This window comes from Acinetobacter sp. V89_7 (assembly GCF_029967895.1).
GTDB classification, from domain to species: domain Bacteria; phylum Pseudomonadota; class Gammaproteobacteria; order Pseudomonadales; family Moraxellaceae; genus Acinetobacter; species Acinetobacter soli.
The window spans coordinates 82,491-109,051 of the sequence record NZ_JASCAJ010000027.1; the positions used below are offsets into that span (position 1 = coordinate 82,491).

Here is a 26,561-nt window from a genome sequence, read left to right on the forward strand (position 1 = left end):
TTTTTTTAGATTATTTAAAATATTGATGTCTGTCATTGAGATCTTTTAATTGGATAAGTTTTGTGCGCTAACGCAAGATGAAATTAGATAAAACAACACTCAAAGGAATTGTGTGATGAAAAAAGTTCGTATTGCATTGGTGGGTGGTGGTATTGCGGGAGTCGCGCTTGCAGCCAACTTATTTAAACAGCCGCATTTAGATGTTTGCTTATATGAAGCAGCACCTCAATTTTCTGAAATTGGTGCCGGAATTTCATTTGGCGCGAATGCGGTTCGTGCCATTGAGCTACTTGGTTTGGCTTCGCAATATACCGCGATTGCAGATCAAGTATCTGCGCCATTTCAGGATGTATGGTTTCAATGGCGAAATGGCTATAACGATGATTATTTGTCGAGTTCAATTTCTCCTCAGGTTGGTCAGTCTTCGGTGCATCGTGCCGATTTCTTAGATGCTATTTTAGGAAATATTCCACAGCACCAGTGTAAGTTTAATAAAAAACTCAAATCGATTCAGGAGTACGATACGCATATTGAATTGAGTTTTGAAGATGGGACACGCGCCGAAGCCGATTATGTCATCGGTGCAGATGGTATACACTCCGCCACGCGTGATTATGTGCTGCAAACCCATCAGTTTGCTCCAGTACGTCCTAATTTTACTGGCACGTGGGCTTACCGCGGTATCATCAAAGCGACAGAATTTAGACAGGCCATTGTGGCAGCCGGCCTAGATGTAGAAATTGCCGACGTACCACAAATGTTTTTAGGCAAAAACAAGCACATTTTGACCTTTCCGATTCGTCAAGGTGAAGACATTAACATTGTGGCGTTTAAGACAAACGCTGAGCAGCTTACGCTTGCAGAACATACCCCATGGACACGTGCGGTAGACAAACAGGAAATGTTGGACGATTTTCAGGACTGGAGCGAAAGCTGCCGAATTTTACTCTGTTTGATTGAGCGTCCGACCTTGTGGGCACTGCACGAACTGGCCGAATTGCCGACTTATCAAAGTCACTCTGGCCGCGTCATATTAATGGGAGATGCTGCACACGCTATGCTTCCACATCAGGGTGCCGGAGCAGGACAAGGGCTTGAAGATGCACTTACGCTAAAAGTGTTGTTTGAGCACACTGAGCTGACTGTTGAAGATTTACCGCGAGTTTCTGCAATTTATGAACAGATCCGAAAAGAACGCGCCTGTAAGGTTCAGCGTACTTCGCGTGAGTCTGGGCAAATATATGAACTTAACTCAGCGCTGTATCCAAGCTTTGAAGCAGTGGGTGCACATTTGCAAAACCGTTTTGACTGGTTATGGCAGCATGATTTAGCAAAAGACATGTTAGCGGCCCGAGCAGCGCTATCGCCTGTTGCAACGATTTAAACACTAACAATTTGGCACAAGAGTGTTTTAAACGACTTGTGCCTTTAGCACAATTCTATTTTGAAAAAGTTAAATAAAAGTGTTTATGATAGGATTAAATTAAAATCATGGAAGATCTTAAAACGTGGACTTAAGTCTGATCCGTATTTTTATTTGTGTTTATGAAAATAAAAATATCAGTAAAGCCGCTGAGATTTTAAATCTGAGTCAACCTTCTGTTACCTATAATTTAAATCGATTACGTAAGCATTTAAATAATCCTTTATTTGAACGCACGCAATATGGTGTGGAAGCAACTAAATTATCGCATGAATTATATCCTGTATTTAAAGAGTCGATTTTAAAAATTGAAATAGCAGTCGATGAGGCATTAAATTTTAATCCACTCACTTCCAATAAAATCTTTCGAATTGGTTTATCAGATATTGGTGAAATTTGCTTGTTACCGACATTAATCGAATACTTAAGAGCACATGCCCCAAAAATAAAAATAGAAGTAGAAGAGATTAAAATTGATCAAGTCGAAAAATGGTTAATCGAAGGATTTATTGATGTGGCTATTTTTAATAGTACACATTTGGAGTTTAAGCATCTTGAATATGAGACTCTTTTTCTAGAGCGATATGTTGCACTGGTGAATATGAATCATCCGCGAATAGGAAGTACGCTCAGTTTTGATGCGTATTTGAATGAATCTCATGTGGCGATAAAGTCATCTACCGGGCATACTCAGGTCGATCATGTATTAAAACTAATGGGGCATCAGCGTAAAATTGCTTTGGAAGTGCCTCATTTTGGAGTTTTACAAGGTGTGCTGGATAAAACAGATTTGATGGTGACGCTGCCCAGTCGTGCTGCACAGCAATATTTAAATCAATCCCATGTCCGTGTTTTGGAGTTGCCGTTTCAAATGTCTGAATTTTATGTGGGCTTACATTGGTTTGCCCAAACCAATGAGCCCCTTGCTCGGACATGGTTGATTCAAACCTGTAAAAAGGTTATTTCAGTTTTGTAAGACCGCGGGCTAAGCCCAGCAGTCTAAACAATTAATCATGACTGGCTTCAATAATTTTAGTCGCCAATTCCTGAGGGCGGGTAAACATTGCTTCATGGCTTCCACCCATTTCAACCAACTTGAATTCTCCGAGTCGGCTCGACATTTTAGGATGCCAAAAGCCAGCAGGCAAAGCTTGATCTTCGGTGCAGTTCAGGTAGCTTTTGGGGATATTCAGCGTATAGAATTTTTTTAGATCCAGTCGATCATGAAAGGGCTGACAAGGCTCAGGCGTAAGCATCTTGTATGTTTCCTCGGCCATTTGATCATCTGCATCATTGATGAAAGCATGACGCCATACTTCATAAGGCAGTAAAACAGTATTATCACCCGATGCTGCGGCCAGACTCGTAAACAGCTCGTAGTAGGCTTCCGGCATGTTATCAAACATATTTTCGCCGTCTTGTAAAACAAAAGCATTCCAGTAAATCAGCCTTTGAATGCGCTCAGGAATGGCCTCGGCGACTTTGGAAATAATGGTGCCACCATAGCTGTGCCCAAGCAGTACAATCTCGCTGAGATCATGCTTTACGATATAATCCGCAATCGATTGACTGCACTGCGTGTGAGTCACATTCCGGTCGGCATTTGGGCCATGGCCTGCCACAGTCGGACAGTGCACGGTGTGGCCTTGAGTACGTAAATGAGTGGCTACAGGTTCCCAGAGAGAGCCATCGTGCCATGAGCCATGAACAAGTACATATGTTGTCATTTTGATCGTCCTTTAATGTATTGATCGCGTTTAAAAGTCTTTTGAAATTCCGAGGGTAATCACATGGTTCTGATTACTTAAATTGGTACCTGTGCTGTTTCCAGTGCCATTTAAGGTTTTGTTCACCGCATATTCATAGCTAAGATTGAGTGTTGCAAAACCAAGATCACGGCCGTAGCCAATAGTCCATGATTGATTGGCGACGGCATTGGCATAAAAATTCACCAATGTGTCTTGAGCATCTACAACTGAGTCTGCATGGCTATAGCCAAAACGCAAATGATCATGAGGTGTGAACTGATAATCCACGCCAGCTCGATAAACCGTTTGATTTTGCCAGTTAAAAGAACCTTTTTTTCCTAATCCATCAGCATCTTGCCAATTGATGCGTACGATATCGGCTGCTAGAGTAAGCTTTTGATTCAGTTTGTGTTTAATCCCGATTCCATAACGTTCTGGCAAATTAATTCTGCCTTCACTGCGTGCCAATAAATCATTTTTATAGTCATCGAGCTTCGAAAATTTCATTTCAGTGCTATAGCTCGCGCCAAGCCACCAATTGGGTTGAAATTCCCAAGTCGTACCTACACTTGCACCAATTCCATAGGCCCATTGATTACCATGGCTTTCTAGAAAAATAGGCGTGCCTTGTCCATCGACTCCTGCAAGTACACCTTTTGACCTAAATTGCTGAATGCCTAAATCTAAACTCGCACCCAAACTGAGATTCGGTAAAACCTTGTACGATACCGTTGGGCTTGCCTTTATAATCGCCAGATTATCTTTGGCTTTATCGGCTGGAAACCCATGGATTGCAGGCTCATCATAGTCTACTGAAGCACCTGCACCCGTGAGACTTAAACCCCAACTTAAGCGGTCGTTATAATGCTGCACCAAAGCCAGACTTGGAATCGGAATGACTTTATTGGAATAAAAGCCTTCTGATTGATTCAGTAAGGTTGCTTTAGAACGAATATTTAATAACGAATGTTGGGCATCTGCACCACTGTTTTGAAAAGACAGATTGGCAGGATTATCATGAATCGAGGTTCGATCCATACCTTGAGCAAGACTTACACCGCCCATACCGCTTGAAACCTGTCCAGATCCAGTATTATAAACGCCATTAAATGCATAGCTTGATAACGGCATACAGCCGATCAGAACCAGAGATAATTTATGAGGAAACATACTCAAAATCCTTGTATTTGATAAGTCAAACCATTTGACTTTTATTTATCTAAAATTATTTAGAATATTTTAAATTTTAAATGATTAGTTTTATATTTTTAGTCATGTGAGAGTATATATTTATACATTATTGATATAATAATTTTATGGGTAAATTAAAAAGGTTCTTAATAAGAACCTTTTTAATTAAAAAATGATTATTTGGCTTGTGTATTGTTTTTTAACCATGCTCTTATTATATTGATTGTCTCTTTCGTTTTATTGAGTACGCCATACATTTCAAAAAAACTATGTACCACACCTTTTATTTCATGATATTCAGTATTTACTAAACTGCTTTTTAATTTTTCAAAATAAACACGACCCTGATCACGTAAAGGATCAAATTCGGCTGTTATAATTAATGTAGATGGAAGATGTTGGTGACTTTGAGCGAGTAGTGGTGAGGCAAGCCATTGATAAGCAAAATCTTCATTTTTCAAATAGATTTGTATCATCTTTGACATTTGTTCGGCAGATAGAGGAGGAGTGAGCTTCTGTTCTTCAAAGGATGGATATTTATTGTCATGTATTACGGTCAGATCAATACATGGGTAGATTAAAATTTGCCCTGCTAAAGAAGTTCTATACGTTTGTTCTTTAAAAGTGAGAGCAGTGATTGCTGCCAGATTGCCTCCTGCGCTGTCTCCTGCAACATATAAATGGTCTGGATGAATGCCAAGAGCAGATGCATGTTCAAAAATCCACTGTGTGGCATGAATCGCATCATGAGCAGCTTGAGGGTATGGGTATTCAGGCGCAAGACGATAATCGACACTAATGACATTAACATCTAGATCATTCACCAAATGTCGACAAAGTAAATCATGCGTTTCGATACTCCCTATACACCAACCTCCGCCATGGAAGTAAATCAGTGTTTCACATGATTCACTATGCTGGCGTTGAGTTTTGTACAATCTTAAGCGTAAGTTACCATCGTCTACTTGTATCCATAAATCTTCTACGTCTTGAAGTTCAATGAATTGCCCCGCGACGTGAGGACCAAAATTGAGATACCAGTTTCTCATTTCATTGATATTTGGATCATTTAGAGTACCAATATCAAATGCAGGTGCACCTTGAGCTTCAAGCATTGCAAAAAAACTTGCCAGTTGTGGATCTAAACTCTGTAACATGTATTAAAAATCCTTTTTAAATCATTTTGATTTATTTACGATTTGAGAAGTGATGTCTTGTTCAAGACATCACTTCTCAATGCTTAACCAATTTTTAAAATGGGTTTGAGTGTGATGCCTTTATGGCTATCAATTGCCGCCTGATTAATATCTTTAAAATCATAGAACTTAACCAGTTTGTCGAACGGAAACTTACCTTGCTGATACAGCGAAACCAAAGCCGGAATAAACTTTTTCGGTACGCCGCTACCTTCTACAACGCCGATAATCGATTTGCCGCCAAGCAATAAATCATTCACGTCAAATGCTGCGGTCGTTCCTAAAGGAGGGGCACCCACCACTGCAATGCTGCCAAGAATACCGAGCGCATCGATCCCTTGTTTCAAAATTTCTGGGCGTCCAGTCGATTCAAGAGCAAACTTTACACCACCGCCTGTGATTTCCTTGATGGCTTCGACAGGATCTTGCGTTTTACTGTTGATAACATGGGTCGCACCAAGTTCTTTGGCTAACGCCAAACGAGACTCGACAATATCCACTGCAATAATAGTGGTCGCACCACATACTTTTGCAGCAAGAAGTGCACTGAGTCCGACTGCGCCTGCACCCCAAGTGACAAAGCTACTGGCAGGCGCGACTTTCAGCGCATTGATTGCAGCACCTGCACCAGTTTGTATGCCGCAGCCGAGTGGCCCCAAAAGTTCAAGCGGTACATCTTTACTCACTTTTACGGCATTATTTTCACGGCTGATGGCGTAGGTTGCAAATGAAGATTGCGCAAAGAAATGATCATGAATTTTATGATGATCGTGCGTGCATACGGCAGAATGCCCATCTGGATCTCCACCACTGAAGTTTCGACCAAAAAAATCCTGACAGTAGGCTGGTTGTCCGCTGCTACACTGCTCACAGCTTCCACAAAAGCCATAGCTGAGCACCACGTGATCACCTATAGCCAAATCTTTGACATTCGGGCCAATGGCTTCAATGATGCCTGAACCCTCGTGACCAAGCACTGCTGGTAATGGAACAGGATAATACTGATCACGCACAATCAGATCGGTATGGCACATTCCCGTTGCTACAATTTTAACCAATACTTCATCGTTTTGAGGTTCACGAATCTTGAGCTGTTTGAGCTCAAAGTCTGCGCCTTTGCATTCGGTCACTGCTGCTGTGATTTCGGTAAACTTTGTCATTTCTGTACATCCTGTATGAGAAAAAAATTAAAATGGATAGTGTGGCGCCTCAGCCTGAATGGTCATCCATTGCCACTGAGTAAATTCATCTGGATTTGCTGGCCCACCAATTCGTGTTGCATTGCCAGATGCGCCAAATCCGCCAAATGGATTAATCGTTTCATCATTTACGGTCTGATCATTGATATGTAACAAACCGACATTTAGCTGTGCACCGAGTTGCATGGCACGCCCCACATTGGATGAAATAATGCCAGCCGAAAGCCCATAATCCCCCATATTGGCCAGTTCAATCGCTTGTTCATCGCTTGCAAAAGGAATCAGTACGGCCACTGGCCCAAAGATCTCTTCACTGAAAATTGGATTATCTGCTTGCACCTGTGAAAGTACGCTTGGCTCAAAGAACGGGCCATTCGCTTTACCTCCAACTTCAAGGGTCGCGCCGTGTTCAACCGCGGCTTGAACCAATGCTTCTACGCGCTTGCTTTGCTTTTCATTGATCAAAGGGCCAATGGTCACGTTTTGCTCTAAAGGATTACCCACCACAAAGCGTTTGACCTTTTCGATTACGCGCGCTTTGAGAGCATCGTAAATTTTTTCATGAATCAAGATTTTGCCAGATGTCATGCAAATCTGGCCAGAATGCAAAAATGCACCCCATGCAATATTCTCGGCTGCTAAATCGAGATCGGCATCGTCAAGAATAATCAGCGAGTTTTTGCCGCCAAGTTCTAACGAGACTTTTTTCAAAGTTTTGCCGGCATTGGCACCAATGATACGGCCCACCTGCGTTGAACCCGTAAACTGAATGCTGGCAATATGTGGATCGAGTGTGAGTGCCTCACCTGTATCGGCGCCACCTGGTAATACATGCAGTAATCCCTTTGGTAGGCCAGCCAGTTCAAAAATGCGGGCAATTGCGTAACCACTACATACCGCCGTTCGTTCATCTGGCTTAAGTACCACCGCATTACCAAATGCCAAAGCTGGCCCAACCGCACGAAGCGCCAAATAAAGCGGAAAATTAAAAGGTGAAATTACGCCGACCACACCCAACGGTAAGCGTTTGGCCAAGCTTAATTTACCGTTGCGGCTCGGTAATACGTTCCCCTGATCTAGCTGCGGAAAGGCAATACAGTTTTTAAGCATTTGAATGCTTACTTTCACTTCAAACTGAGCTTTAAGTGCCAGTGAACCACTTTCACGAATCAGCCAATTGACCAGTTCATCTTGGTGCTCTGTGGCAATCTGTACGGCTTTTTCAAATACGGCTTGGCGTTCTAAATAATCGAGCGCCCACCACTGCCGCTGTGCCGTTTGCGCTTCTTTCGCTGCTTGAGCAACATCTGTGGGCGATGCAGAGCCTGTCTGGCCGAGCTGCTCACCTGTGGCAACTTCTACCACACCATAGGGTTGTCCGCTTTCAAACCAACCGCCGTTAAATAATTTTTTGTTCCAAATTGAAGCATCAAGTAATGTCATATAGACCTCGTAACGTCCTGTTCGTGCTTTTTCGATAATTTCGTTCTTACGATTGTTTAAAATCACACAGACTAAAATCGTATGTGTAGTATCGATATCACACCTATTGCAGGGAATGTGCCAATATTTAAATTATTGTTTTTATTTAATTAATTTTTTAAATTTTCGGGTGGTTGTTCAGGGGCTGAACACTATTGAATTGTACATTGTCCAGAATCTGAACAATGTACAGTACTACTTTTAGGATTTATTACTGTAAATACTTATACAGTGTTGTTCTTGAGATATTGAGTCGCTTAGCGGCTTGAGAGATGTTGCCTTTTTCTTGTTGCAAAATGTCTAAAACGAGCTGTTTGGTCATCTGATTCAGTGAAGTTTGAGGCTTATTTGCTAGGGAGGATTGGGGCGTAACTTTTCGTTGCTGTGGTACATGTAAATGTTCAAGATGCGCATGTTCAAGAGAATCATGCGCTATAAGCGCCGCAGAAAGTTGAATCACATGAGCCAATTCTCGAATGTTTCCGGGCCAATCGTAGCGATCGAACTGTTCTTGAACATTGACCGACCAACTGTAAATTTTGGCTTTGGCCAGCAGTGTCTTAAAAATATCAATTTTATCTGGACGGTCTTTGAGTTGTGGTAACTCGATCTGATAGCCACATATTCTGTAATACAAATCACTTCTGAAGTCATGGTTGTCAATCATTGCCAATAGATCTTGATGGGTGGCAGAAATTAATTTGAACTGACTTTGAATCGGCTTATGACCGCCTACACGATAAAAAAATTGATCTTGTAAAACGCGTAATAATTTTGCCTGTAAATGTTTGGGTAAATCACCAATTTCATCTAAAAACAAAATGCCCTGATGAGCAAGTTCGATCAAACCACGTTTGCCTTTGGCACTTGCTCCTGTAAAAGCACCTGCTTCATAGCCGAAAAGTTCAGATTCAAGTAAGTGTTCAGGAATAGCTGCACAGTTAATCGAAATAAATGCCTGATCTTTTGCCGCAAATTCGTGAATTTGACGTGCCAAATGATCTTTACCTGAGCCTGTGGCACCCGTAATTAAAATGGGTACATCGGAATGCAAGATTTTGCTTAATTTGGCAATATCTTTGAAATCGGGTGTAGATATGCTGAATAGGTGGCTTGCTTTTTTAGTCATTTGAGGCGTGTATAAACGTGCATAAAACAGCGCTTCGTCTTGACTACGTATAAATTGCGTCTGCTGCTCAAGTGAGGCGAGGGTACTGATCGAACTGAAATAGTTCGAGATGGGCTTATACAATAATTGATCAATAGACGTATTGAGTAAAGTTAGTGCCATTTGATTGGCTTTTTGAATCTGCCCCGTGGCATCAATTTCAATCATGCCAGTATAGGCTGTTTTTAATAAATCTTCTGAATGCTGAAAATAAAGCAGCTGATGCTGTGCTGGCATATTCTTTTTTATAATTTCATTTTCAACCACATATCCCTGATAAAGCAGGTGTCTTAGCCAGTTACTGGCCAGTTGTTCACGATACGAGGTGATGTCCAGCGCGCCCAGTATTTTGCCCTGACCATTGAACACAGGTACAGATGCACAGTAAAAGTCAGAGAATTCATTTAAATAATGCTGGTGGCCCATCATAATGATCGGCATCTGACTCAAAATACTACACGAGGGCGCAATACTGCCAAACTGTGCAATATCCAGAACTTGACCTTGCTTTAAAAAATGATAGGGCGAATGAGGGTCAGGATTTTGATATTCGGCAATAATTTTAAATTGGGTATTCAGGAAAAATGTACAAATATTCTGATGTTTAAACAGCGCCCAAATATCTTTCAAAATAGGAAAAACCGTTTCAGATAGACGCATATCGTCTGTGGTTAGGGGCTGCTGTGTCGAGGCTGGAACTGGCGTGAACGGGCTCAAGCCCGCTGCTTTGGCTTTATGCCACATCTGTAAAATGGTTGGATCAAGCTCGGTTTGTTCTGGAACTTGACCCGTTTTATAAAAATAATCTTTAACTTGGCACCAGTCACGACTTGATGAAATTTGCATAGTTTGAATCCTTCAAAAACAAAGAAACGTTGCTCGCGACTACATCAGAAACAACATCATCTTTTCATCGTCCATTGAATCTTTTTTGACTATAGCAAAGATACTTTTTGAGTTGTGTATAAAAGTTGATTTTATAGATTTCAGGCGTTTTATCCGCATTAACATATCCTAAAGGTATGAATATATGTATTTTTGAATATCGACACACGTGATTAAAAAAAATAAATTAGCGATCAATAATTATTTTTATTACATGATCAGGATGATCTTTTGGGAAGGACCTATGCAATATTCAACAACGCGTCTTTATCAGTTTATGCTACGAATGGGGGTTACTTTTGGCATGGTAGGCTGTATCGGTGTGATACCGACAGTGGTCAATGCTCAAGATAACTGGACACTTAGCCTCAAAAACGCTTATATCGATCGTGATTATGACGGCAATGCTGTCAAGGACACCGGTAGCTGGTCGCAAGGCGCTTCTTTATTTTATAAATCTGACTATTACAAAACACCCATCGATGGACTTGAAATTGGTGTGGATGGTTCAGTGCAATATGCGGTTCGTTTGAGTCATGACAAGGGTGTGGCAGATACCATTTTACCTTTTGATCCGGTAAGCCAAGAGCAGGCGCGTGATTATTTAAAATATGGTGGAACACTTAAACTTAAATATGATCAAACCGAGCTTCGTGTGGGCGAGCTTTGGCCAGATTTACCCGTCACTGCGGTAGACCGTAGCCGTCAGTTACTGACTTCGTATCAGGGGGTTAGTCTCAATTCGAAACTGACCAGTAAGCTTACCGGTGAAATCGGGATAATTTCTAAAGTATCGCCACGTAACGAAGAAGATTTTCGTAAACTGACCTTCACCAAAAATGGCATCAAATACGTTTCGGACGGTTTAAATTACATCGATTTAAAGTATCAGGTTTTACCGAATTTAAAGCTTGAATATTATTTTGGTAATTTAGAAAATCTTTATAACAAACATTATCTTGGCGCAGATTATAGCTACAAGCTTTCGCCTGAGGCCTCGTTGCACACCAAGCTTAAATATTTTAATGCCAGTGAAGACAATAAAAATTACAACATCGATAGCCAAAACTTCGGAATTTTAGAAACTTTAAAGTACCGAAATCATACTGTTGGATTGGGTTATCAGCAAATTGTAGGAGATGCTTACCCACTGCCAGATGGCTTTTTACCTGAAACCTATTTCATTAACTGGAACACCACAGGCTTCTTTAAAGCTGATGAAAAATCAGTTCACTTTATCTATGGCTACGACTTTAAAGATTATGTACCGGGTTTAAATTTTACCTTTAAGCATGTGTATGGGTACGACTTTAAGACCGCAACAGGTCTGAAAAACAAAGAGCAAGAAAGCAACTTTATTTTGAATTACGCCTTTCAAAATCCAAAGCTAAAAGGCGTCGGATTCCAGTGGTTGTATATCCCGTATAAAGTCCGTTACGGAACGGATTTTAACGAAAATCGTTTATTTCTAACTTACACCAAAAAATTCTGAGTGCTTGGTGCTAAATCCTTATGGATGGAGGAATGTTATGTCTAGAGAAATTAATGTCAACCAGATGATTGACGACTCAAAGCTCACGCCGTTTCATTGGCGAGTGATTATACTCAGTACCCTCATTATTATTTTTGATGGCTACGATCTGGTAATTTACGGGGTGGCACTACCGCTTCTGATGAAAGAGTGGGCCATTGATCCGGTCACCGCGGGCTTTATTGGCAGTATTGCATTGTTTGGTATGATGTTTGGTGCCCTGATTTTTGGCACCATCGCCGACAAGCTTGAACATTTGGGTGTGAGCCGTAAAAAAGTCATTGCGGTCTGTATTATTTTATTTAGCTTGTGCACGGTATTGTGCGGTTTTTCTGAAACCACCACGCAATTTTCCATATTTCGCTTTTTGGCAGGTGTAGGCATTGGTGGTGTAATGCCAAACGTAATTGCGCTGGTCAGTGAATATGCACCGAAAAAATTTAAAAGTTTTTTTGTAACGTTAATGTTTAGTGGTTATGCCATTGGCGGCATGACGGCAGCTTTTCTGGGGTCGATTTTGGTACCACTTTATGGCTGGAAAATCATGTTTATGATTGCCGGAATTCCATTGGTGTTGTTATTGCCTCTCATGAAAGTTTTGCCTGAATCGATTGACTATCTGGTTCGCAAAAAGAAAGATGAAACGGTTCGTTTTATTATGACCAAAATGGTGCCGTCGTATCAGTATCAGCCCGATCATGTTTTTGTACTGAACTCATCGAATCAAAATCAGGCACAAGCGCCAGTCAAAATGATTTTTCAGGAACAGCGTGCGTTTAGTACGATGATGTTCTGGTGCTCAATTTTTATGACACTAATTATGGTTTATGCACTGGGGAACTGGTTGCCAAAACTGATGATTGAAGCAGGTTATAACCTCTCGAAGAGTCTCATTTTCTTGTTCTCTTTAAACGTGGGGGGAATGATCGGCTCTATTTTGGGTGGATATCTGGCGGACCGCTACAACGTCAAATTTGTGACCATGGGCTTGTTATTGCTGGGTGCGATTTCACTGAGTCTGTTGTCTTTCCAGTTTAGCAGTGTGATTTTGTATATCTTAATTGCATGTGCGGGCGCAGCCTCAATTGGTGCTCAAATTATGCTGCTGGCCTATATGGCAAAATTTTATGCCCCAAATGTCCGCTCTACTGGAATTGGTTGGGGGCTTGGCATGGGGCGTGTCGGCGCAATTTTAGGGCCAATCTTGACTGGATGGTTATTGTCTTTGCAACTGCCGCACTTCTATAACTTTCTGGCACTGAGTATTCCTGCGGTTCTTGGTATTGTTACGGTATTTTTAATCAATGACCGACGTATGTATCAACCTGAACCGATCAGCCCGATTGCCCATCAAAACGACACCACTACGGTGAAAGTGAGTGAAGCAGTCTCGCATTAATCTAAAAATTTATAAAAACCCATCAGCACCTCACAGTCTGATGGGTTTTTTTGCTACCAGTTCGGTGGCTCAGTAAAACCTTCATAGGCATATATCTGGCGAATCGTTTCGTACAACGAATAAATATAAGTGCTTTCCTCCATATTGCGCACGGCAATATAGATGGGCGTGATGGCATCGGGATCTAGAAGCGGCACATAGCTCAGATTAAAAAGCTGGATACTTTGCGTACTGGCCGGAACCAATGAAATTCCTTCACCCGCTGCCACTAATCCAAGCGCCAGTTGAACTTCACGGACTTCATTAATTTTGGTGGGTTCTAAGCCATGATCAGAAAAGATATTCATTACATGGGTAGAAAAATTAGGCTTAGGCGAGCTTGGATAAAGCAAAATTTTTTCATCAATCAAATCATTTAAATGCACGCCTTTATCTTTCATTTGATTAAGCGGATGGCTGGCATGTACGGCCACCATCAAACGTTCATTACGCAATAAGGTACGTTTAATGGCGGGATCACTGATTTTAAGTCGACCAAATCCGGCATCGATACGGCCTTCTTTTAATGCTTCGGTTTGTGCCTTGGTGCCCATTTCGTAAAGTTCAATGCGTAAATTGGGATGCGCCTGACGATACAAATGAATAATTCGTGGCAGTAAACCAAATAGGAGCGAACCCACAAATCCGATACGAATGGTTTTTTCAACCGAGGCAATGCGCTTGGTCATGGAAACCATTTGATCGACATTCGACAATAGTTTGATGGCGTACTGATAAAAAAAGTGACCTTCAGGTGTTGTCTTGACGGGTCTGCTGCCGCGCTCTAAAAGCTGAATCCCCAATTCTTCTTCGAGATTTTGAATTTGTCGGCTTAAGGGCGGCTGTGCAATGCATAATTTGTCTGCGGCTTTGGTGAAGCTTTGCTCCTCAACCACCGCCACAAAATAGCGGAGATGTCTAAGTTCCATTTAAAAATACTCCATAGGTATTTTATTATACAAATAATGTGTTTGAACTTATTAAAACATTCTTTTAAGGTATAAACAAGCAAGAAAGACAAGAAGAAGGCAGGGGCTTAAACCATTAAATGCTTTCTTCAATTTGGAAAATTGAAAGCTGAAATGGATATTCGTTTTATTCGACGGTTCTGCCGTTAAGTAAACATTTTATGCGTTGCGTTGTTTAATTGAATGTTTGACTAAGCACAGCGTTTTGCTCTGGCCTAGACAAGTTTCTTATTTTGGAATGTTGGAGAAAGGATATGCCACGTATTCCCGTCATTAATACTAGCCATCTTGACCGAATTGATGAACTGCTTGTAGACAATACCGAAACAGGTGAATTTAAGTTACATCGTTCTGTATTTACAGATCAGGCACTTTTTGATCTTGAAATGAAATACATTTTCGAAGGAAATTGGGTTTATTTGGCTCATGAAAGCCAGATTCCCAACAACAACGACTATTACACCACCTATATTGGCAGACAACCGATTTTGATTGCGCGTAATCGCAACGGTGAACTTAACGCCATGATTAACGCATGTTCACATCGTGGTGCACAGCTGTGCCGTCATAAGCGTGGTAATAAGGCCACATATACTTGCCCATTTCATGGCTGGACCTTCAATAACTCAGGAAAACTGTTGAAGGTGAAAGATCCAAGCGATGCCGGTTATTCAGATTGTTTTAATCAGGACGGTTCCCACGACTTAAAAAAGGTGGCGCGTTTTGAAAGTTATAAAGGTTTTTTATTTGGTAGCCTGAATCCTGATGTACCGTCACTGCAAGAGTTTTTGGGGGAAACCACCAAAATTATCGACATGATTGTCGGGCAATCCGATCAGGGCCTTGAAGTACTGCGTGGTGTTTCGACCTACACCTATGAAGGAAACTGGAAGTTGACCGCAGAAAACGGAGCAGATGGCTATCACGTTTCGGCGGTACACTGGAACTATGCAGCCACCACGCAGCATCGTAAAGAAAAACAGGCAGGCGATACCATTCGCGCGATGAGTGCGGGCTCGTGGGGGAAACATGGCGGTGGTTCATATGGATTTGAACATGGTCATATGTTGCTCTGGACACAATGGGGTAATCCGGAAGACCGACCAAACTTTCCTAAAGCAGCGGAATATACCGAAAAATTCGGTGCCGCAATGTCGAAATGGATGATCGAACGCTCACGTAACTTGTGTTTATATCCAAACGTGTACCTGATGGATCAGTTTGGTTCGCAAATTCGTGTTTTACGTCCAATTTCGGTCAATAAAACCGAAGTCACCATTTACTGTATTGCGCCTGTAGGTGAAGCACCCGAAGCGCGTGCACGCCGTATTCGCCAGTATGAAGATTTCTTTAATGCATCTGGAATGGCGACACCAGACGATCTTGAGGAGTTCCGTGCCTGTCAGGCTGGTTATGCAGGTATTGAACTGGAATGGAACGACATGTGCCGCGGATCAAAACATTGGATTTATGGACCAGATGATGCCGCTAATGAAATCGGATTAAAACCGGCTATTAGTGGTATTAAAACTGAAGACGAAGGCTTGTATTTGGCACAGCATCAATACTGGCTCAAAAGTATGAAGCGAGCGATTGCTGCGGAAAAAGAATTTGCATCGCGTCAGGGAGAGAACGCATGAATGCTACAGCACTTTTAGACACCATCAGCATCGAACAGATTAGCCAGTTTTTGTATAGCGAGGCCCGTTTTTTAGATGATGAGCAATGGGATGACTGGCTTGAATGTTACGCACCGCAAGCCTCATTTTGGATGCCCGCGTGGGACGATAACGATCAGCTTACTGAAAACCCTCAAACTGAGATTTCGCTGATTTATTATCCAGATCGCCAAGGTCTTGAAGATCGAGTATTTCGGATTAAAACCGAGCGTTCATCGGCGACCATGCCAGATACGCGTACGGCACACAATATTAGCAATATCGAAGTTGAATCACGTGATGGCCTTCAAGTCACAGTACGTTTTAACTGGAATACGCTAAGTTTCCGCTATAAAAACAGTTACAGCTATTTTGGCATGTCACGCTATGTAATCGATTTTTCAGGTGAACAACCAAAAATCTTGAGCAAGTATGTGGTGCTTAAGAATGATTACATTAATCAAGTCATTGATATTTATCATATCTAAATCAGTTGTACCTCAGTCAAACGGACACTTGACTGAGGATTTATGAGTTTATATTTGAATAGGATTCCTGCCATGTCAAACCATCAAGTAGCACTTCAATTTGAAGATGGCGTTACCCGTTTTATTCGCGTCGCTCAAGGTGAAACCTTATCCGATGCCGCATACCGTCAGCAAATCAATATTCCAATGGACTGTCGTGAAGGCGCGTGTGGTACCTGTCGTGCCTTTTGTGAATCTGGCAACTATGACATGCCTGAAGACAATTACATTGAAGATGCACTCACCCCAGAAGAAGCGCAGCAGGGTTACGTTTTGGCATGTCAATGTCGTCCAACTTCGGATGCTGTATTTCAAATTCAGGCATCTTCTGAGGTATGTAAAACCAAGATTCATCATTTTGAAGGCACGTTGGCGCGGGTTGAAAATCTGTCGGATTCGACTATCACCTTTGATATTCAGCTCGATGACGGTCAGCCCGATATTCATTTTCTGGCAGGGCAGTATGTCAACGTGACGCTGCCGGGCACCACGGAAACACGCTCGTATTCGTTTAGCTCACAACCGGGCAATCGCTTAACCGGGTTCGTGGTTCGTAATGTGCCGCAAGGTAAAATGAGCGAGTATTTAAGTGTGCAGGCCAAAGCAGGCGACAAAATGAGCTTTACTGGACCATTTGGTAGTTTTTATCTGCGTGAAGTCAAGCGTCCTGTGCTCATGCTGGCTGGCGGTACGGGAATCGCACCGTTTTTATCGATGTTGCAAGTACTTGAGCAAAAAGGCAGTGAGCATCCGGTACGACTGGTGTTTGGCGTAACGCAAGATTGTGATCTGGTGGCGCTTGAACAACTCGATGCACTTCAGCAGAAACTACCATGGTTTGAATATCGTACCGTGGTGGCACATGCAGAAAGTCAACATGAACGTAAAGGTTACGTCACGGGTCATATCGAAAATGACTGGCTAAATGGCGGTGAAGTTGATGTGTATCTGTGCGGACCGGTTCCTATGGTGGAAGCGGTGCGGAGCTGGCTGGATACACAAGGGATTCAACCCGCGAACTTTTTATTTGAAAAATTCTCTGCCAACTAACTCAAAACGGAGACCGATATGAATTCGACACAACGTTTTGAACATAAAGTTGTCATTGTAACAGGTGCAGCTCAAGGCATTGGTCGTGGTGTTGCACTACGGATTGCCCAAGAGGGAGGGCGTCTGGTATTGGCCGACCGTTCTGATCTGATTCAGGCGGTATTGGCTGAGATCAAAGCCTTGGGCGCATTGGCAATTGCTGTTGAGACAGATTTGGAAACTTATGCTGGCGCAGAGTCGGTGGTATCACACGCAATTGCCGAATACGGACGCATCGACGTGCTGATCAATAATGTCGGTGGTGCAATCTGGATGAAACCCTTTCAGGAGTTTTCAGAAGAGGAAATTATTCAGGAGGTTCATCGCTCCTTATTTCCAACGCTCTGGTGCTGCCGTGCAGTACTTCCAGAAATGCTAAAACATCAACAGGGCACTATTGTGAATGTGTCGTCAATTGCGACACGAGGTATTCACCGAATTCCATATTCGGCTTCAAAAGGCGGTGTAAATGCCTTAACGGCTTCACTTGCCTTTGAGCATGCCCAGCATGGTATTCGTGTGAATGCGGTTGCAACGGGAGGAACTGAAGCGCCGCCGCGTAAGATTCCACGTAATGCTCAGCCTTTATCGGAAAATGAAAAAGTCTGGATGCAACAAGTGGTTGACCAAACCATTGATCGAAGCTTTTTAGGGCGTTATGGCAGTATTGATGAACAAGTCAATGCGATTACCTTTTTAGCCTCAGATGAATCTTCTTACATCACGGGCAGCGTGCTTCCGGTGGGTGGGGGCGATCAGGGATGATCTGATGGTCATTATTTAAAGGGAGACTGCAAGGAGGCATCATGACAACCCTGTTAAAAACATTGAAGCAAGATTGGTCGTTATCGGCCACGATTGCAGGCTTTTTAGCGGTCCTGATTTCATACTCGGGCCCGTTAATTATCTTCTTTCAGGCGGCACAAAAAGCACACGTCTCGACAGAGATGATGATCTCATGGATTTGGGCTATTTCGATCGGTGCCGCCGTGACAGGTATTTTTTTATCTATTCGGTTTAAAACACCTGTAGTGACCGCGTGGTCGGCACCCGGGACGGCATTGTTGGTTACTTTGTTTCCCAACATTAGTTTAAATGAAGCCGTTGCCGCCTATATTACCGCGGCAATTGTGATTTTTCTGGTCGGCATTACCGGCTATTTTGACAAACTACTCAAATGGATACCGCAGGGAATTGCTGCTGGCATGATGGCCGGCATTTTATTCCAGTTTGGTCTTGGGCTATTTCTTGCCACCGATACTTTACCTTTGATCGTGTTTAGCATGTTGCTGTGTTATCTGATCAGTCGACGCTTTTCACCGCGTTACTGCATGCTTTGGGTGCTTATTTGTGGTGTAGCGTTTAGTTTTTTTCTTGGAAAAATGAATCCGGTACCGCTAGAATTTCACATTGCACGTCCGCAGTTTATTGCACCAGAGTGGTCATGGTTTTCAACCTTAAATTTGGCGCTGCCACTAATTTTGGTGAGCTTAACAGGGCAGTTTCTCCCTGGCATGGCCATTTTAAAACTCAGTGGGTATAACACACCTGCCAAACCAATTATTGCCGCCGCAAGCTTGGCCTCGTTGTTTGCTGCCTTTGCAGGTGGAATTACCATTGTTTTGGCCTCCATTACAGCCACCTTATGTATGGGTAAAGATGCACATGAACTCAAAGACAAACGCTATATTGCTGGAATAGCAAATGGTTTGTTTTATATCTTGGGAGGTGTGTTTGCAGGTAGTATTGTAGCGTTGTTTAGCTTATTGCCCAAAGAGCTGATTGCTGCACTGGCCGGACTTGCGCTTTTGGGTGCAATAGCAAGCAATATTAAAATTGCCATGCAAGAAGATCAGCAACGAGATCCTGCACTGATTACCTTTTTGGCAACCGTTTCGGGTATGCATTTCTTGGGCTTGAGTTCGGTGTTTTGGGGGATGTGTATTGGCATGCTGGCCTATTTCATCTTACTAAAACCCAAAGCCAGTTAAATTAAATTTGTCATTTAGACCATTCGATTATTTCTATCATATTCGCTTTATTCTAAGGCGAATTTTGTTTTTTAAGAGATGACATATCACTCAGCTTAATTTGTTTCTATTTCATTCCTGTTGAAACCACCATGGGTTTGAGTAGTTCAATGCATAACAATTTTTTAACTCCTGAATATTCCTTTTATGAAGGTATTTAGCGATATCTGCTCGGCCATAGCAATGATCACATTATGAGCTAAATTTACTTTTTAAAATTTAAATACATTATATATATTTGAATTTTATTGTTTTATTTTGAATTTTAGCCTGAAAATTTTTATTAAGATTTATTTTTAAATCAGATGTCGAAAAAATTAGTATACCAAAAAAGCATGAAAACATACTCTCTTAGGAATTGGACTACCCATAAGTTTCAGATACAGTTGATCAGTATGGAAGGTATAGAAACGACTATCGAAATAAATAAGTTTGTGGTGTGTGAAGCAAGGTAAAGCTTAAGGCTGAGGCAAACCAAGCAAAGGTTAATTGAACCAATACGCACAACACATTCAACGATAGCGTCGACAGATAAGTTTATCAAATGATGTTTTGGCGATTTCAAGGAGAAAGCCATGGAAGTTAAAATATTCAATACTCAGGATGTGCAAGATTTTTTACGTGTTGCAAGCGGACTTGAGCAAGAAGGTGGCAATCCGCGTGTAAAGCAGATCATCCATCGTGTGCTTTCAGATTTATATAAAGCCATTGAAGATTTGAATATCACTTCAGATGAATACTGGGCGGGTGTGGCATATTTAAATCAGCTGGGTGCCAATCAAGAAGCTGGTTTACTCTCGCCAGGCTTGGGTTTTGACCACTACCTCGATATGCGTATGGATGCCGAAGATGCCGCACTAGGTATTGAAAATGCAACACCACGTACCATTGAAGGCCCGCTATATGTGGCAGGTGCGCCTGAATCGGTAGGTTATGCGCGCATGGATGACGGAAGTGATCCAAATGGTCATACCCTGATTCTACATGGCACGATCTTTGATGCAGATGGAAAACCTTTACCAAATGCCAAAGTTGAAATCTGGCATGCCAATACCAAAGGCTTTTATTCACACTTCGACCCGACAGGCGAGCAGCAAGCGTTCAATATGCGCCGTAGTATTATTACCGATGAAAACGGTCAGTATCGCGTTCGTACCATTTTGCCTGCGGGTTATGGTTGCCCACCAGAAGGTCCAACGCAACAGTTGCTGAATCAGTTGGGCCGTCATGGTAACCGCCCTGCGCACATTCACTATTTTGTTTCTGCCGATGGACACCGCAAACTGACTACGCAAATTAATGTGGCTGGCGATCCGTACACCTATGACGACTTTGCTTATGCAACCCGTGAAGGCTTGGTGGTTGATGCAGTGGAACACACCGATCCTGAAACCATTAAGGCCAATGATGTTGAAGGCCCATTCGCTGAAATGGTTTTCGATCTAAAATTGACGCGTTTGGTTGATGGTGTGGATAACCAAGTTGTTGATCGTCCACGTCTAGCGGTGTAATACACCAAAATGGTTCAAAATTATCAGGCGAGTGATCAAGATCACTGGCCTGTTTTTATTTCAGGGAAGGGTGGAGACAATTACGTGGACAATCAAATCATTCAGGAAGCCGTAGATAAAATTTTAAGCGTATTGCCGAATCAGGCTGGGCAATTGGCACGCTTGGTTCGTCTGATGCAGTTTGCTTGTGACCCCACCATTACCGTCATTGGTAAATATAATCATGGTAAAAGCCGACTACTCAATGAGCTGATCGGGACAGATATTTTTTCTGTTGCCGATAAACGAGAGACGATTCAACTGGCCGAACATAAACAAGATCAGGTGCGTTGGTTAGATGCACCCGGACTCGATGCAGATGTTGCGGCAGTGGATGATCGTCATGCTTTTGAAGCAGTCTGGACACAGGCAGATATTCGCCTTTTTGTGCATTCAGTCCGAGAAGGCGAACTCGATGCAACCGAGCATCATCTTTTACAACAACTTATTGAAGATGCAGACCATAGCCGGCGCCAAACCATACTGGTCTTGACCCAGATAGATCAGATACCGGATCAGACAATTTTAACCCAGATTAAAACCTCAATTGCACAGCAGGTACCCAAACTCGATATTTGGGCTGTTTCGGCCACTCGCCACCGTCAGGGCATTGAAAACGGAAAAACCTTGCTGATCGAAAAAAGTGGAATCGGTGCATTGCGACATACACTTGAGCAGGCACTTGCTCAGGTTCCATCGGCACGAGCATATGAAAAGAATAGATTACTGTCTGGTTTGCATCATCAACTCAATCAGTTATTACTCGATCAAAAACGCGTACTTCAGCAACTACAACAGACACAGCAGCAGCAATTACATGACTTTGATACAGGACTCATCAACATACTCGATAAGATTCGAGTAGATTTAGAGCCCATTGTAAATATAGATGGCCAAGATCAAGCACTTAATCCAGATTCATTTGCCACGATGTTTAAAAATACAGCAGCCAAGCAGCAACGTGCCAAAGTGCAGATTGCTTACTCACGTGCCTGTATCGAGATCAATAGCCATCTCATACGTCACGGTGTGGTGGGTTTACCTACAGAGCAGCAAACTACGATTAAAAGTATTGATACGGTCATTGTTGCGGTTTTTGGAATTTCAGTGAAATTTCGCGATCAGCTACGTGCATTGTTTTATACCGATACCGAACGACAACGCTTGCAAAGAGAGTTTCGATTTTATTTTGAAAAGTCAGCAGGCCGAATGGCTTTAGCTGCCAAGATTGAGCAGACAATTCGGCAGCAAGGGTGTATTCAAAATGCAATGATGGCGTTGCAACAGATGGAGAGTGCAGCATGACCAGCGGCGGACACATTCAATTGTTTATCGAACACACCCGGCAGATTGCGACTGCCCAAGGGGATATACAGTTGGCATTGCAATCGATGCAGCAATGGCGCGAAGCATTTGCTACAGCTTTAAAACAAAATACCTTTGATTTAACGGGCTGGTCAACGCAGGCAAAAATCGCCAATCAACTCAAGCAATTTAACCATAAGCTTACAACGCATGTATCGAATTGGGATACCGAATGGCATACTTTTAGTGCTGCTCAATCGGTTGCCGAAGTATTTCATGATCGGGTGATGTTGCTTGTATTCGGTAAGTTTAATGCCGGAAAGAGTTCATTGTGTAACTTACTGGCCGAATGCTTTCGTTCTCACGGACAAACCGTGCAATATTTTCATGTTCAAAATGAACAGATATTTTATACCGAATCTCGCTTACGCGAAGGTGCAACCGAGACGACAGCGCAACTACAGGGTGTATGTCTGGGTGAAAAACTTATTTTGCTAGATACACCAGGTTTGCATTCTGGCACTCAGGAAAATGCAGCGCTCACACAAAAATTTATCGACAGTGCAGATGGTGTGCTGTGGCTCAGTAGCGCAACTTCACCGGGTCAGGTGCAAGAGCTAGATGCACTGGGGCGCGAGTTAAAGCGTCATAAACCTTTATTTCCTGTTATTACCCGAAGCGATTTTGTCGAAGAAGATGAAATTGATGGTGAGCTATGTACAGTGCTTTGCAATAAAAATTTAGAACAACGCGCGTTGCAAGAGTCTGATGTATTAATGCGTGCGCAAGAAAAATTGCACAGTATGCAAGTGGACGTGAGTTTATTAAAGCCGCCCGTGTCCGTTTCAACTCAAATGGCGCGTGAAGCAGATATGACTCCACAAGCCATGAACGAGGCTGGTTTTGAGCGATTATTTGCAGCACTTTTGGCCCTTATTGAGCCTGCTTTGCGCTATAAGCAGCGTAAACCTGCCGAAGTATTGTTGCATTTTTTGCAAGAACACGTCATTGAAGGTTTAAGGCTTTATCTGCAACCCGATCTAGAGCAAATACAACAGGACCTCAAACAGGCTCAAGATGATTTACGACAGCGACACACCGATTTAGCCGAGGCAGTCTGGCGTAGCGTATTGCCTGAGCTGCCACAACTTCTTGAGCAACATGCAAATACACAAGATATTGATGCCGTAGTGAACAGTTTGAACGAGTGGATGAACGTCGCATTCGAACAACAGGTTGCAATTCAGCTTGATGCTTATGGTTTAAATTTGGATTCGCTTAGCAAGATCGAAAAAATCGAAAAAATGCAGTATGAACGCATTGCGGGAATGTTAGTGCATGATGGCTTGTACACGATTCTCACGCAGCAGCTTCAACAAGCTGTCAAAGCTTCCACGAGTGAATTGATTGAGCAGTGTCAGGCTCAACTTGAGCAGTCAATCAAACATGTTCAAACACTCGATGAAACGTTCATCGATTACAGCGCAGCACTCGATCAACTCAGCCAAGCGCTACGCGTTGAATAAATAGTAGAAATTTTTCAGACATATTTTATTCGATGAGTGGCCTGATGTGGTGTGTTGCAAACACCTCCTGTACACAGGCGAGAATTTTAGGAATGTAATTACTGTGGTCCATATTTCGCACCGCGAGTGAAATTGGGCTATAGGCATCATCATCTAAAATTGGAATATAAAGCAGATTCTTCACCCCAATATCCATGGCAGACGCCGGGACGATACAGACGCCTTCACCTGCTGCCACCAAGCCGAGCGCCAGTTGAATTTCGCGTATTTCGGTGAGTTTGGATGGTACTAGGCCCAGCTCGGTAAAGAGTGACTGAATAAAGGTCGCAAAATTAGGTTTTTGAGAGACAGGGTACAGCAGCATCGGTTCATCAATAATTTGAGAGAGATGAACTCCTGTTGCTGCAAACTGATTGAGATGATGATGCTTATGGATTGCAAGTTTGAGCTGTTCTTTATGCAACACGATACGTCGAATTGCAGGATCGGTAATTTTGAGCCGACCAAAACCCAGATCGATTTTTCCCTGCTTAAGGGCATTAATTTGATCTTTGGTGCCGCATTCGATGAGTTCGATGTGAATTTCAGGATTTTGTTGACGAAACAGATAAATAATTTCAGGTAACAAACCATACAATAAGGAGCTGACGTAACCAATTCTCAAGGTTTGACTGACCGTTGCAATTCGTTTTGCCATTGAGGACGCTTGTGCAGTATGAGTCAAAATCTGCACAGCATGCTGATAAAAAAACATACCTGCTTCAGTCACTTTAGCCGGTCTGGAGCCGCGTTCAAATAGCTGAATTCCCAATTCTTCTTCGAGTTTTTGAATTTGTCGGCTGAGGGGCGGCTGGGCAATACACAACTTTTCAGCAGCTTTGGAAATGCTTTGCTCTTCAACCACGGTCACAAAATATCTGAGATGTCTTAGTTCCATTTATACGCCCTAATTGATTTTATATACCTTTTTAGTATGCAAAAATACCAAATTGTTTATCGTTTTTATTATTACATTAATTTAAGGTATGTAAATAGTATTTATTGAAAAGAAGATGGACCGATGTATAAATCAGTGGAAACTATTTTAGTCGATATTCCAACTATTCGTCCGCACAAGCTTTCGGTCACCACGATGCAGACGCAGACATTAGTTTTGATCAAAATCATCACGGAAGATGGCATTGTAGGCTGGGGCGAAGCGACCACGATTGGTGGATTAAACTATGGCGAAGAAAGTCCAGAAAGTGTTAAAGCCAATATCGACACCTATTTCAAGCCATTGCTCTTGTCCATCAAGACGTCTTTAAATGTAGCCCAAACCCTAAAATTAATTCGTAAAAGTATCAATGGCAACCGCTTTGCCAAATGTGCAATTCAAACTGCACTTTTAGAGATACAGGCTAAACGACTGAATATACCCGTGAGTGAATTGCTGGGTGGACGTATTCGTGATCGATTACCTGTGTTGTGGACATTGGCTTCAGGTGATACCGATAAAGATATTGCCGAAGCCAAAAAAATGATCGAATTAAAGCGCCATAATACCTTTAAATTAAAAATTGGTTCAAATCCGCTACAGCATGATGTCGATCATGTAATTGCCATTAAAAAAGCACTTGGCCCGGAAATCAGTGTACGTGTAGATGTGAACCGTGCATGGTCTGAGCTTGAATGTGTTAAAGGGATTCAACAGCTTCAAGATGGTGGAATCGATCTGATTGAGCAGCCCTGTGCGATTGAAAATACAGATGCTTTAGCACGTCTGACCGCACGTTTTGATGTGGCCATTATGGCAGATGAGGTCTTGACTGGCCCAGACAGTGCCTATCGAATTGCCAAAAAATCGGGTGCCGATGTGTTTGCAGTAAAAGTCGAACAATCGGGTGGTCTGATTGAAGCCTGTGAAGTGGCAAAAATTGCGCGTCTTGCGGGAATCAGTTTATATGGTGGCACCATGCTCGAAGGGCCTGTCGGCAGTATTGCATCGGCACATGCCTTTAGTACCTTTGAAACACTAGAGTTTGGCACTGAACTGTTCGGGCCTTTATTGCTGACGCAAAGCATTTTGAAAACACCTTTGCAATATGAAAACTTCGAGCTGGTGGTTCCCAATACGCCAGGTCTGGGAATTGAGGTCGACGAAGACAAACTCGAACAGTTACGCCGTCATTAAGGAAGAGGAAATTTACTATGTTGTTTCAAGTTCGTATGGATGTGCATTTACCTGTTAGCATGCCTACTGATCAGGCCAATCAGATTAAATCGGTCGAGAAGGCCTATTCACAAGAGTTGCAACGCCAAGGCAAATGGCGTCATATCTGGCGTATTACCGGACAATATTCCAATATCAGTATTTTTGATGTCGAAAGTAATGAAGAGCTACATACGATTTTACAAGGCTTACCGCTATATCCGTATATGAAAATTGAAGTCATGGCGCTCAATCGTCATCCGTCTTCTGTGCGTGATGACGATAGCTGATATGTCAGTAGAGATGACACTTCATCGGTGTTCATCTCTTAGGTTTATGGTATTTCTTTATTTTCCGTTTTCATCCAAAGGTTGATGACATGATAGATAAAAGTGCAGCGACCCTAACGGAAGCGCTCTCCCAGATCCACGACGGTGCCACCATCCTGATTGGTGG

Annotated in this window: 22 protein-coding genes and 1 pseudogene; 15 read left to right on the plus strand and 8 right to left on the minus strand. The window is 42.5% G+C overall.

What is annotated here, in order from left to right; translation table 11 throughout:
• Window positions 1-112 precede the first annotated feature (112 nt).
• On the plus strand, window positions 113-1,384 hold the full coding sequence (gene salA / locus QLG00_RS08835; RefSeq protein WP_282470812.1) for a salicylate 1-monooxygenase: 1,272 nt from the start codon (window positions 113-115) through the stop codon (window positions 1,382-1,384).
• 124 nt (window positions 1,385-1,508) lie between these two features.
• Window positions 1,509-2,399, plus strand: coding sequence for a LysR family transcriptional regulator (locus QLG00_RS08840; RefSeq protein WP_055414538.1), 891 nt, complete (start codon window positions 1,509-1,511; stop codon window positions 2,397-2,399).
• 31 nt (window positions 2,400-2,430) lie between these two features.
• Here the strand turns inward: QLG00_RS08840 and QLG00_RS08845 are convergent, their stop codons facing one another.
• The 6 genes from QLG00_RS08845 to areR all read right to left on the minus strand — a co-directional run bounded on the left by QLG00_RS08845 (window position 2,431) and on the right by areR (window position 10,253).
• The gene (locus tag QLG00_RS08845) at window positions 2,431-3,150 is read right to left on the minus strand and encodes an alpha/beta hydrolase (protein ID WP_282470813.1); all 720 of its coding nucleotides are present in this window, start codon (window positions 3,148-3,150) and stop codon (window positions 2,431-2,433) included.
• 30 nt (window positions 3,151-3,180) lie between these two features.
• Window positions 3,181-4,341, minus strand: coding sequence for an outer membrane protein transport protein (locus QLG00_RS08850; RefSeq protein WP_282470814.1), 1,161 nt, complete (start codon window positions 4,339-4,341; stop codon window positions 3,181-3,183).
• Window positions 4,342-4,538: 197 nt separating this feature from the next.
• Entirely contained in the window at window positions 4,539-5,519 is a 981-nt protein-coding gene (gene areA / locus QLG00_RS08855; protein WP_282470815.1) for a benzyl esterase AreA, read from the minus strand.
• Window positions 5,520-5,602: 83 nt separating this feature from the next.
• On the minus strand, window positions 5,603-6,718 hold the full coding sequence (gene areB / locus QLG00_RS08860) for a benzyl alcohol dehydrogenase AreB (RefSeq protein WP_282470816.1): 1,116 nt from the start codon (window positions 6,716-6,718) through the stop codon (window positions 5,603-5,605).
• A gap of 27 nt (window positions 6,719-6,745) precedes the next feature.
• The gene (gene areC, locus QLG00_RS08865; protein WP_282470817.1) at window positions 6,746-8,200 is read right to left on the minus strand and encodes a benzaldehyde dehydrogenase AreC; all 1,455 of its coding nucleotides are present in this window, start codon (window positions 8,198-8,200) and stop codon (window positions 6,746-6,748) included.
• Window positions 8,201-8,450: 250 nt separating this feature from the next.
• Complete coding sequence (gene areR, locus QLG00_RS08870) at window positions 8,451-10,253, minus strand: sigma 54-interacting transcriptional regulator AreR (RefSeq protein ID WP_282470818.1); 1,803 nt, start codon at window positions 10,251-10,253, stop codon at window positions 8,451-8,453.
• A 283-nt stretch (window positions 10,254-10,536) separates the two neighbouring features.
• On the opposite strand from areR, the gene benP reads away from it, so the two are divergent.
• Both benP and benK read left to right on the plus strand, forming a co-directional pair.
• Complete coding sequence (gene benP, locus QLG00_RS08875; protein ID WP_048763774.1) at window positions 10,537-11,784, plus strand: benzoate transport porin BenP; 1,248 nt, start codon at window positions 10,537-10,539, stop codon at window positions 11,782-11,784.
• Between the two features lie 37 nt (window positions 11,785-11,821).
• Window positions 11,822-13,222 (plus strand): MFS family benzoate transporter BenK, encoded by a 1,401-nt coding sequence (benK, locus tag QLG00_RS08880; protein ID WP_282470819.1) that lies wholly within the window; start codon window positions 11,822-11,824, stop codon window positions 13,220-13,222.
• Between the two features lie 53 nt (window positions 13,223-13,275).
• Here benK and benM read toward each other — a convergent pair whose 3' ends face one another.
• On the minus strand, window positions 13,276-14,190 hold the full coding sequence (benM, locus tag QLG00_RS08885) for a benzoate utilization transcription regulator BenM (protein WP_004925500.1): 915 nt from the start codon (window positions 14,188-14,190) through the stop codon (window positions 13,276-13,278).
• Window positions 14,191-14,483: 293 nt separating this feature from the next.
• Between benM and benA the strand changes: the two genes are divergently transcribed.
• The 8 genes from benA (at window position 14,484) to QLG00_RS08925 (ending at window position 23,914) form a co-directional block, all read left to right on the plus strand.
• Window positions 14,484-15,869, plus strand: a complete 1,386-nt coding sequence (benA, locus tag QLG00_RS08890) for a benzoate 1,2-dioxygenase large subunit BenA (RefSeq protein WP_282470820.1) — start codon at window positions 14,484-14,486, stop codon at window positions 15,867-15,869.
• Complete coding sequence (gene benB, locus QLG00_RS08895; RefSeq protein WP_004936940.1) at window positions 15,866-16,375, plus strand: benzoate 1,2-dioxygenase small subunit BenB; 510 nt, start codon at window positions 15,866-15,868, stop codon at window positions 16,373-16,375. Before benA ends, benB begins: the two co-directional genes overlap by 4 nt.
• A 72-nt stretch (window positions 16,376-16,447) precedes the next feature.
• Window positions 16,448-17,464, plus strand: a complete 1,017-nt coding sequence (benC, locus tag QLG00_RS08900; protein ID WP_151796299.1) for a benzoate 1,2-dioxygenase electron transfer component BenC — start codon at window positions 16,448-16,450, stop codon at window positions 17,462-17,464.
• Between the two features lie 18 nt (window positions 17,465-17,482).
• Entirely contained in the window at window positions 17,483-18,268 is a 786-nt protein-coding gene (gene benD, locus QLG00_RS08905; RefSeq protein WP_282470821.1) for a benzoate diol dehydrogenase BenD, read from the plus strand.
• A 41-nt stretch (window positions 18,269-18,309) separates the two neighbouring features.
• Entirely contained in the window at window positions 18,310-19,494 is a 1,185-nt protein-coding gene (gene benE / locus QLG00_RS08910; protein WP_282470822.1) for a benzoate/H(+) symporter BenE, read from the plus strand.
• Between the two features lie 614 nt (window positions 19,495-20,108).
• The gene (catA, locus tag QLG00_RS08915; RefSeq protein ID WP_004936949.1) at window positions 20,109-21,044 is read left to right on the plus strand and encodes a catechol 1,2-dioxygenase; all 936 of its coding nucleotides are present in this window, start codon (window positions 20,109-20,111) and stop codon (window positions 21,042-21,044) included.
• Window positions 21,045-21,128: 84 nt separating this feature from the next.
• Complete coding sequence (locus tag QLG00_RS08920) at window positions 21,129-22,388, plus strand: GTPase (protein WP_282470823.1); 1,260 nt, start codon at window positions 21,129-21,131, stop codon at window positions 22,386-22,388.
• Window positions 22,385-23,914 (plus strand): dynamin family protein, encoded by a 1,530-nt coding sequence (locus tag QLG00_RS08925; protein ID WP_282470824.1) that lies wholly within the window; start codon window positions 22,385-22,387, stop codon window positions 23,912-23,914. The genes QLG00_RS08920 and QLG00_RS08925 overlap by 4 nt, the downstream gene beginning before the upstream one ends.
• 25 nt (window positions 23,915-23,939) lie before the next feature.
• Here QLG00_RS08925 and catM read toward each other — a convergent pair whose 3' ends face one another.
• On the minus strand, window positions 23,940-24,851 hold the full coding sequence (catM, locus tag QLG00_RS08930) for a cis,cis-muconate-binding transcription regulator CatM (RefSeq protein WP_004946733.1): 912 nt from the start codon (window positions 24,849-24,851) through the stop codon (window positions 23,940-23,942).
• A gap of 123 nt (window positions 24,852-24,974) precedes the next feature.
• On the opposite strand from catM, the gene QLG00_RS08935 reads away from it, so the two are divergent.
• From QLG00_RS08935 to QLG00_RS08945, 3 genes and pseudogenes are all read left to right on the plus strand, one after another.
• Entirely contained in the window at window positions 24,975-26,087 is a 1,113-nt protein-coding gene (locus QLG00_RS08935; RefSeq protein WP_076032663.1) for a muconate/chloromuconate family cycloisomerase, read from the plus strand.
• A gap of 17 nt (window positions 26,088-26,104) precedes the next feature.
• Window positions 26,105-26,395: a muconolactone Delta-isomerase gene (catC, locus tag QLG00_RS08940; RefSeq protein WP_004925455.1), complete on the plus strand. Its 291-nt coding sequence runs from the start codon at window positions 26,105-26,107 to the stop codon at window positions 26,393-26,395.
• A gap of 89 nt (window positions 26,396-26,484) precedes the next feature.
• Window positions 26,485-26,561, plus strand: a pseudogene (locus tag QLG00_RS08945) (3-oxoadipate CoA-transferase); the annotation flags it as partial.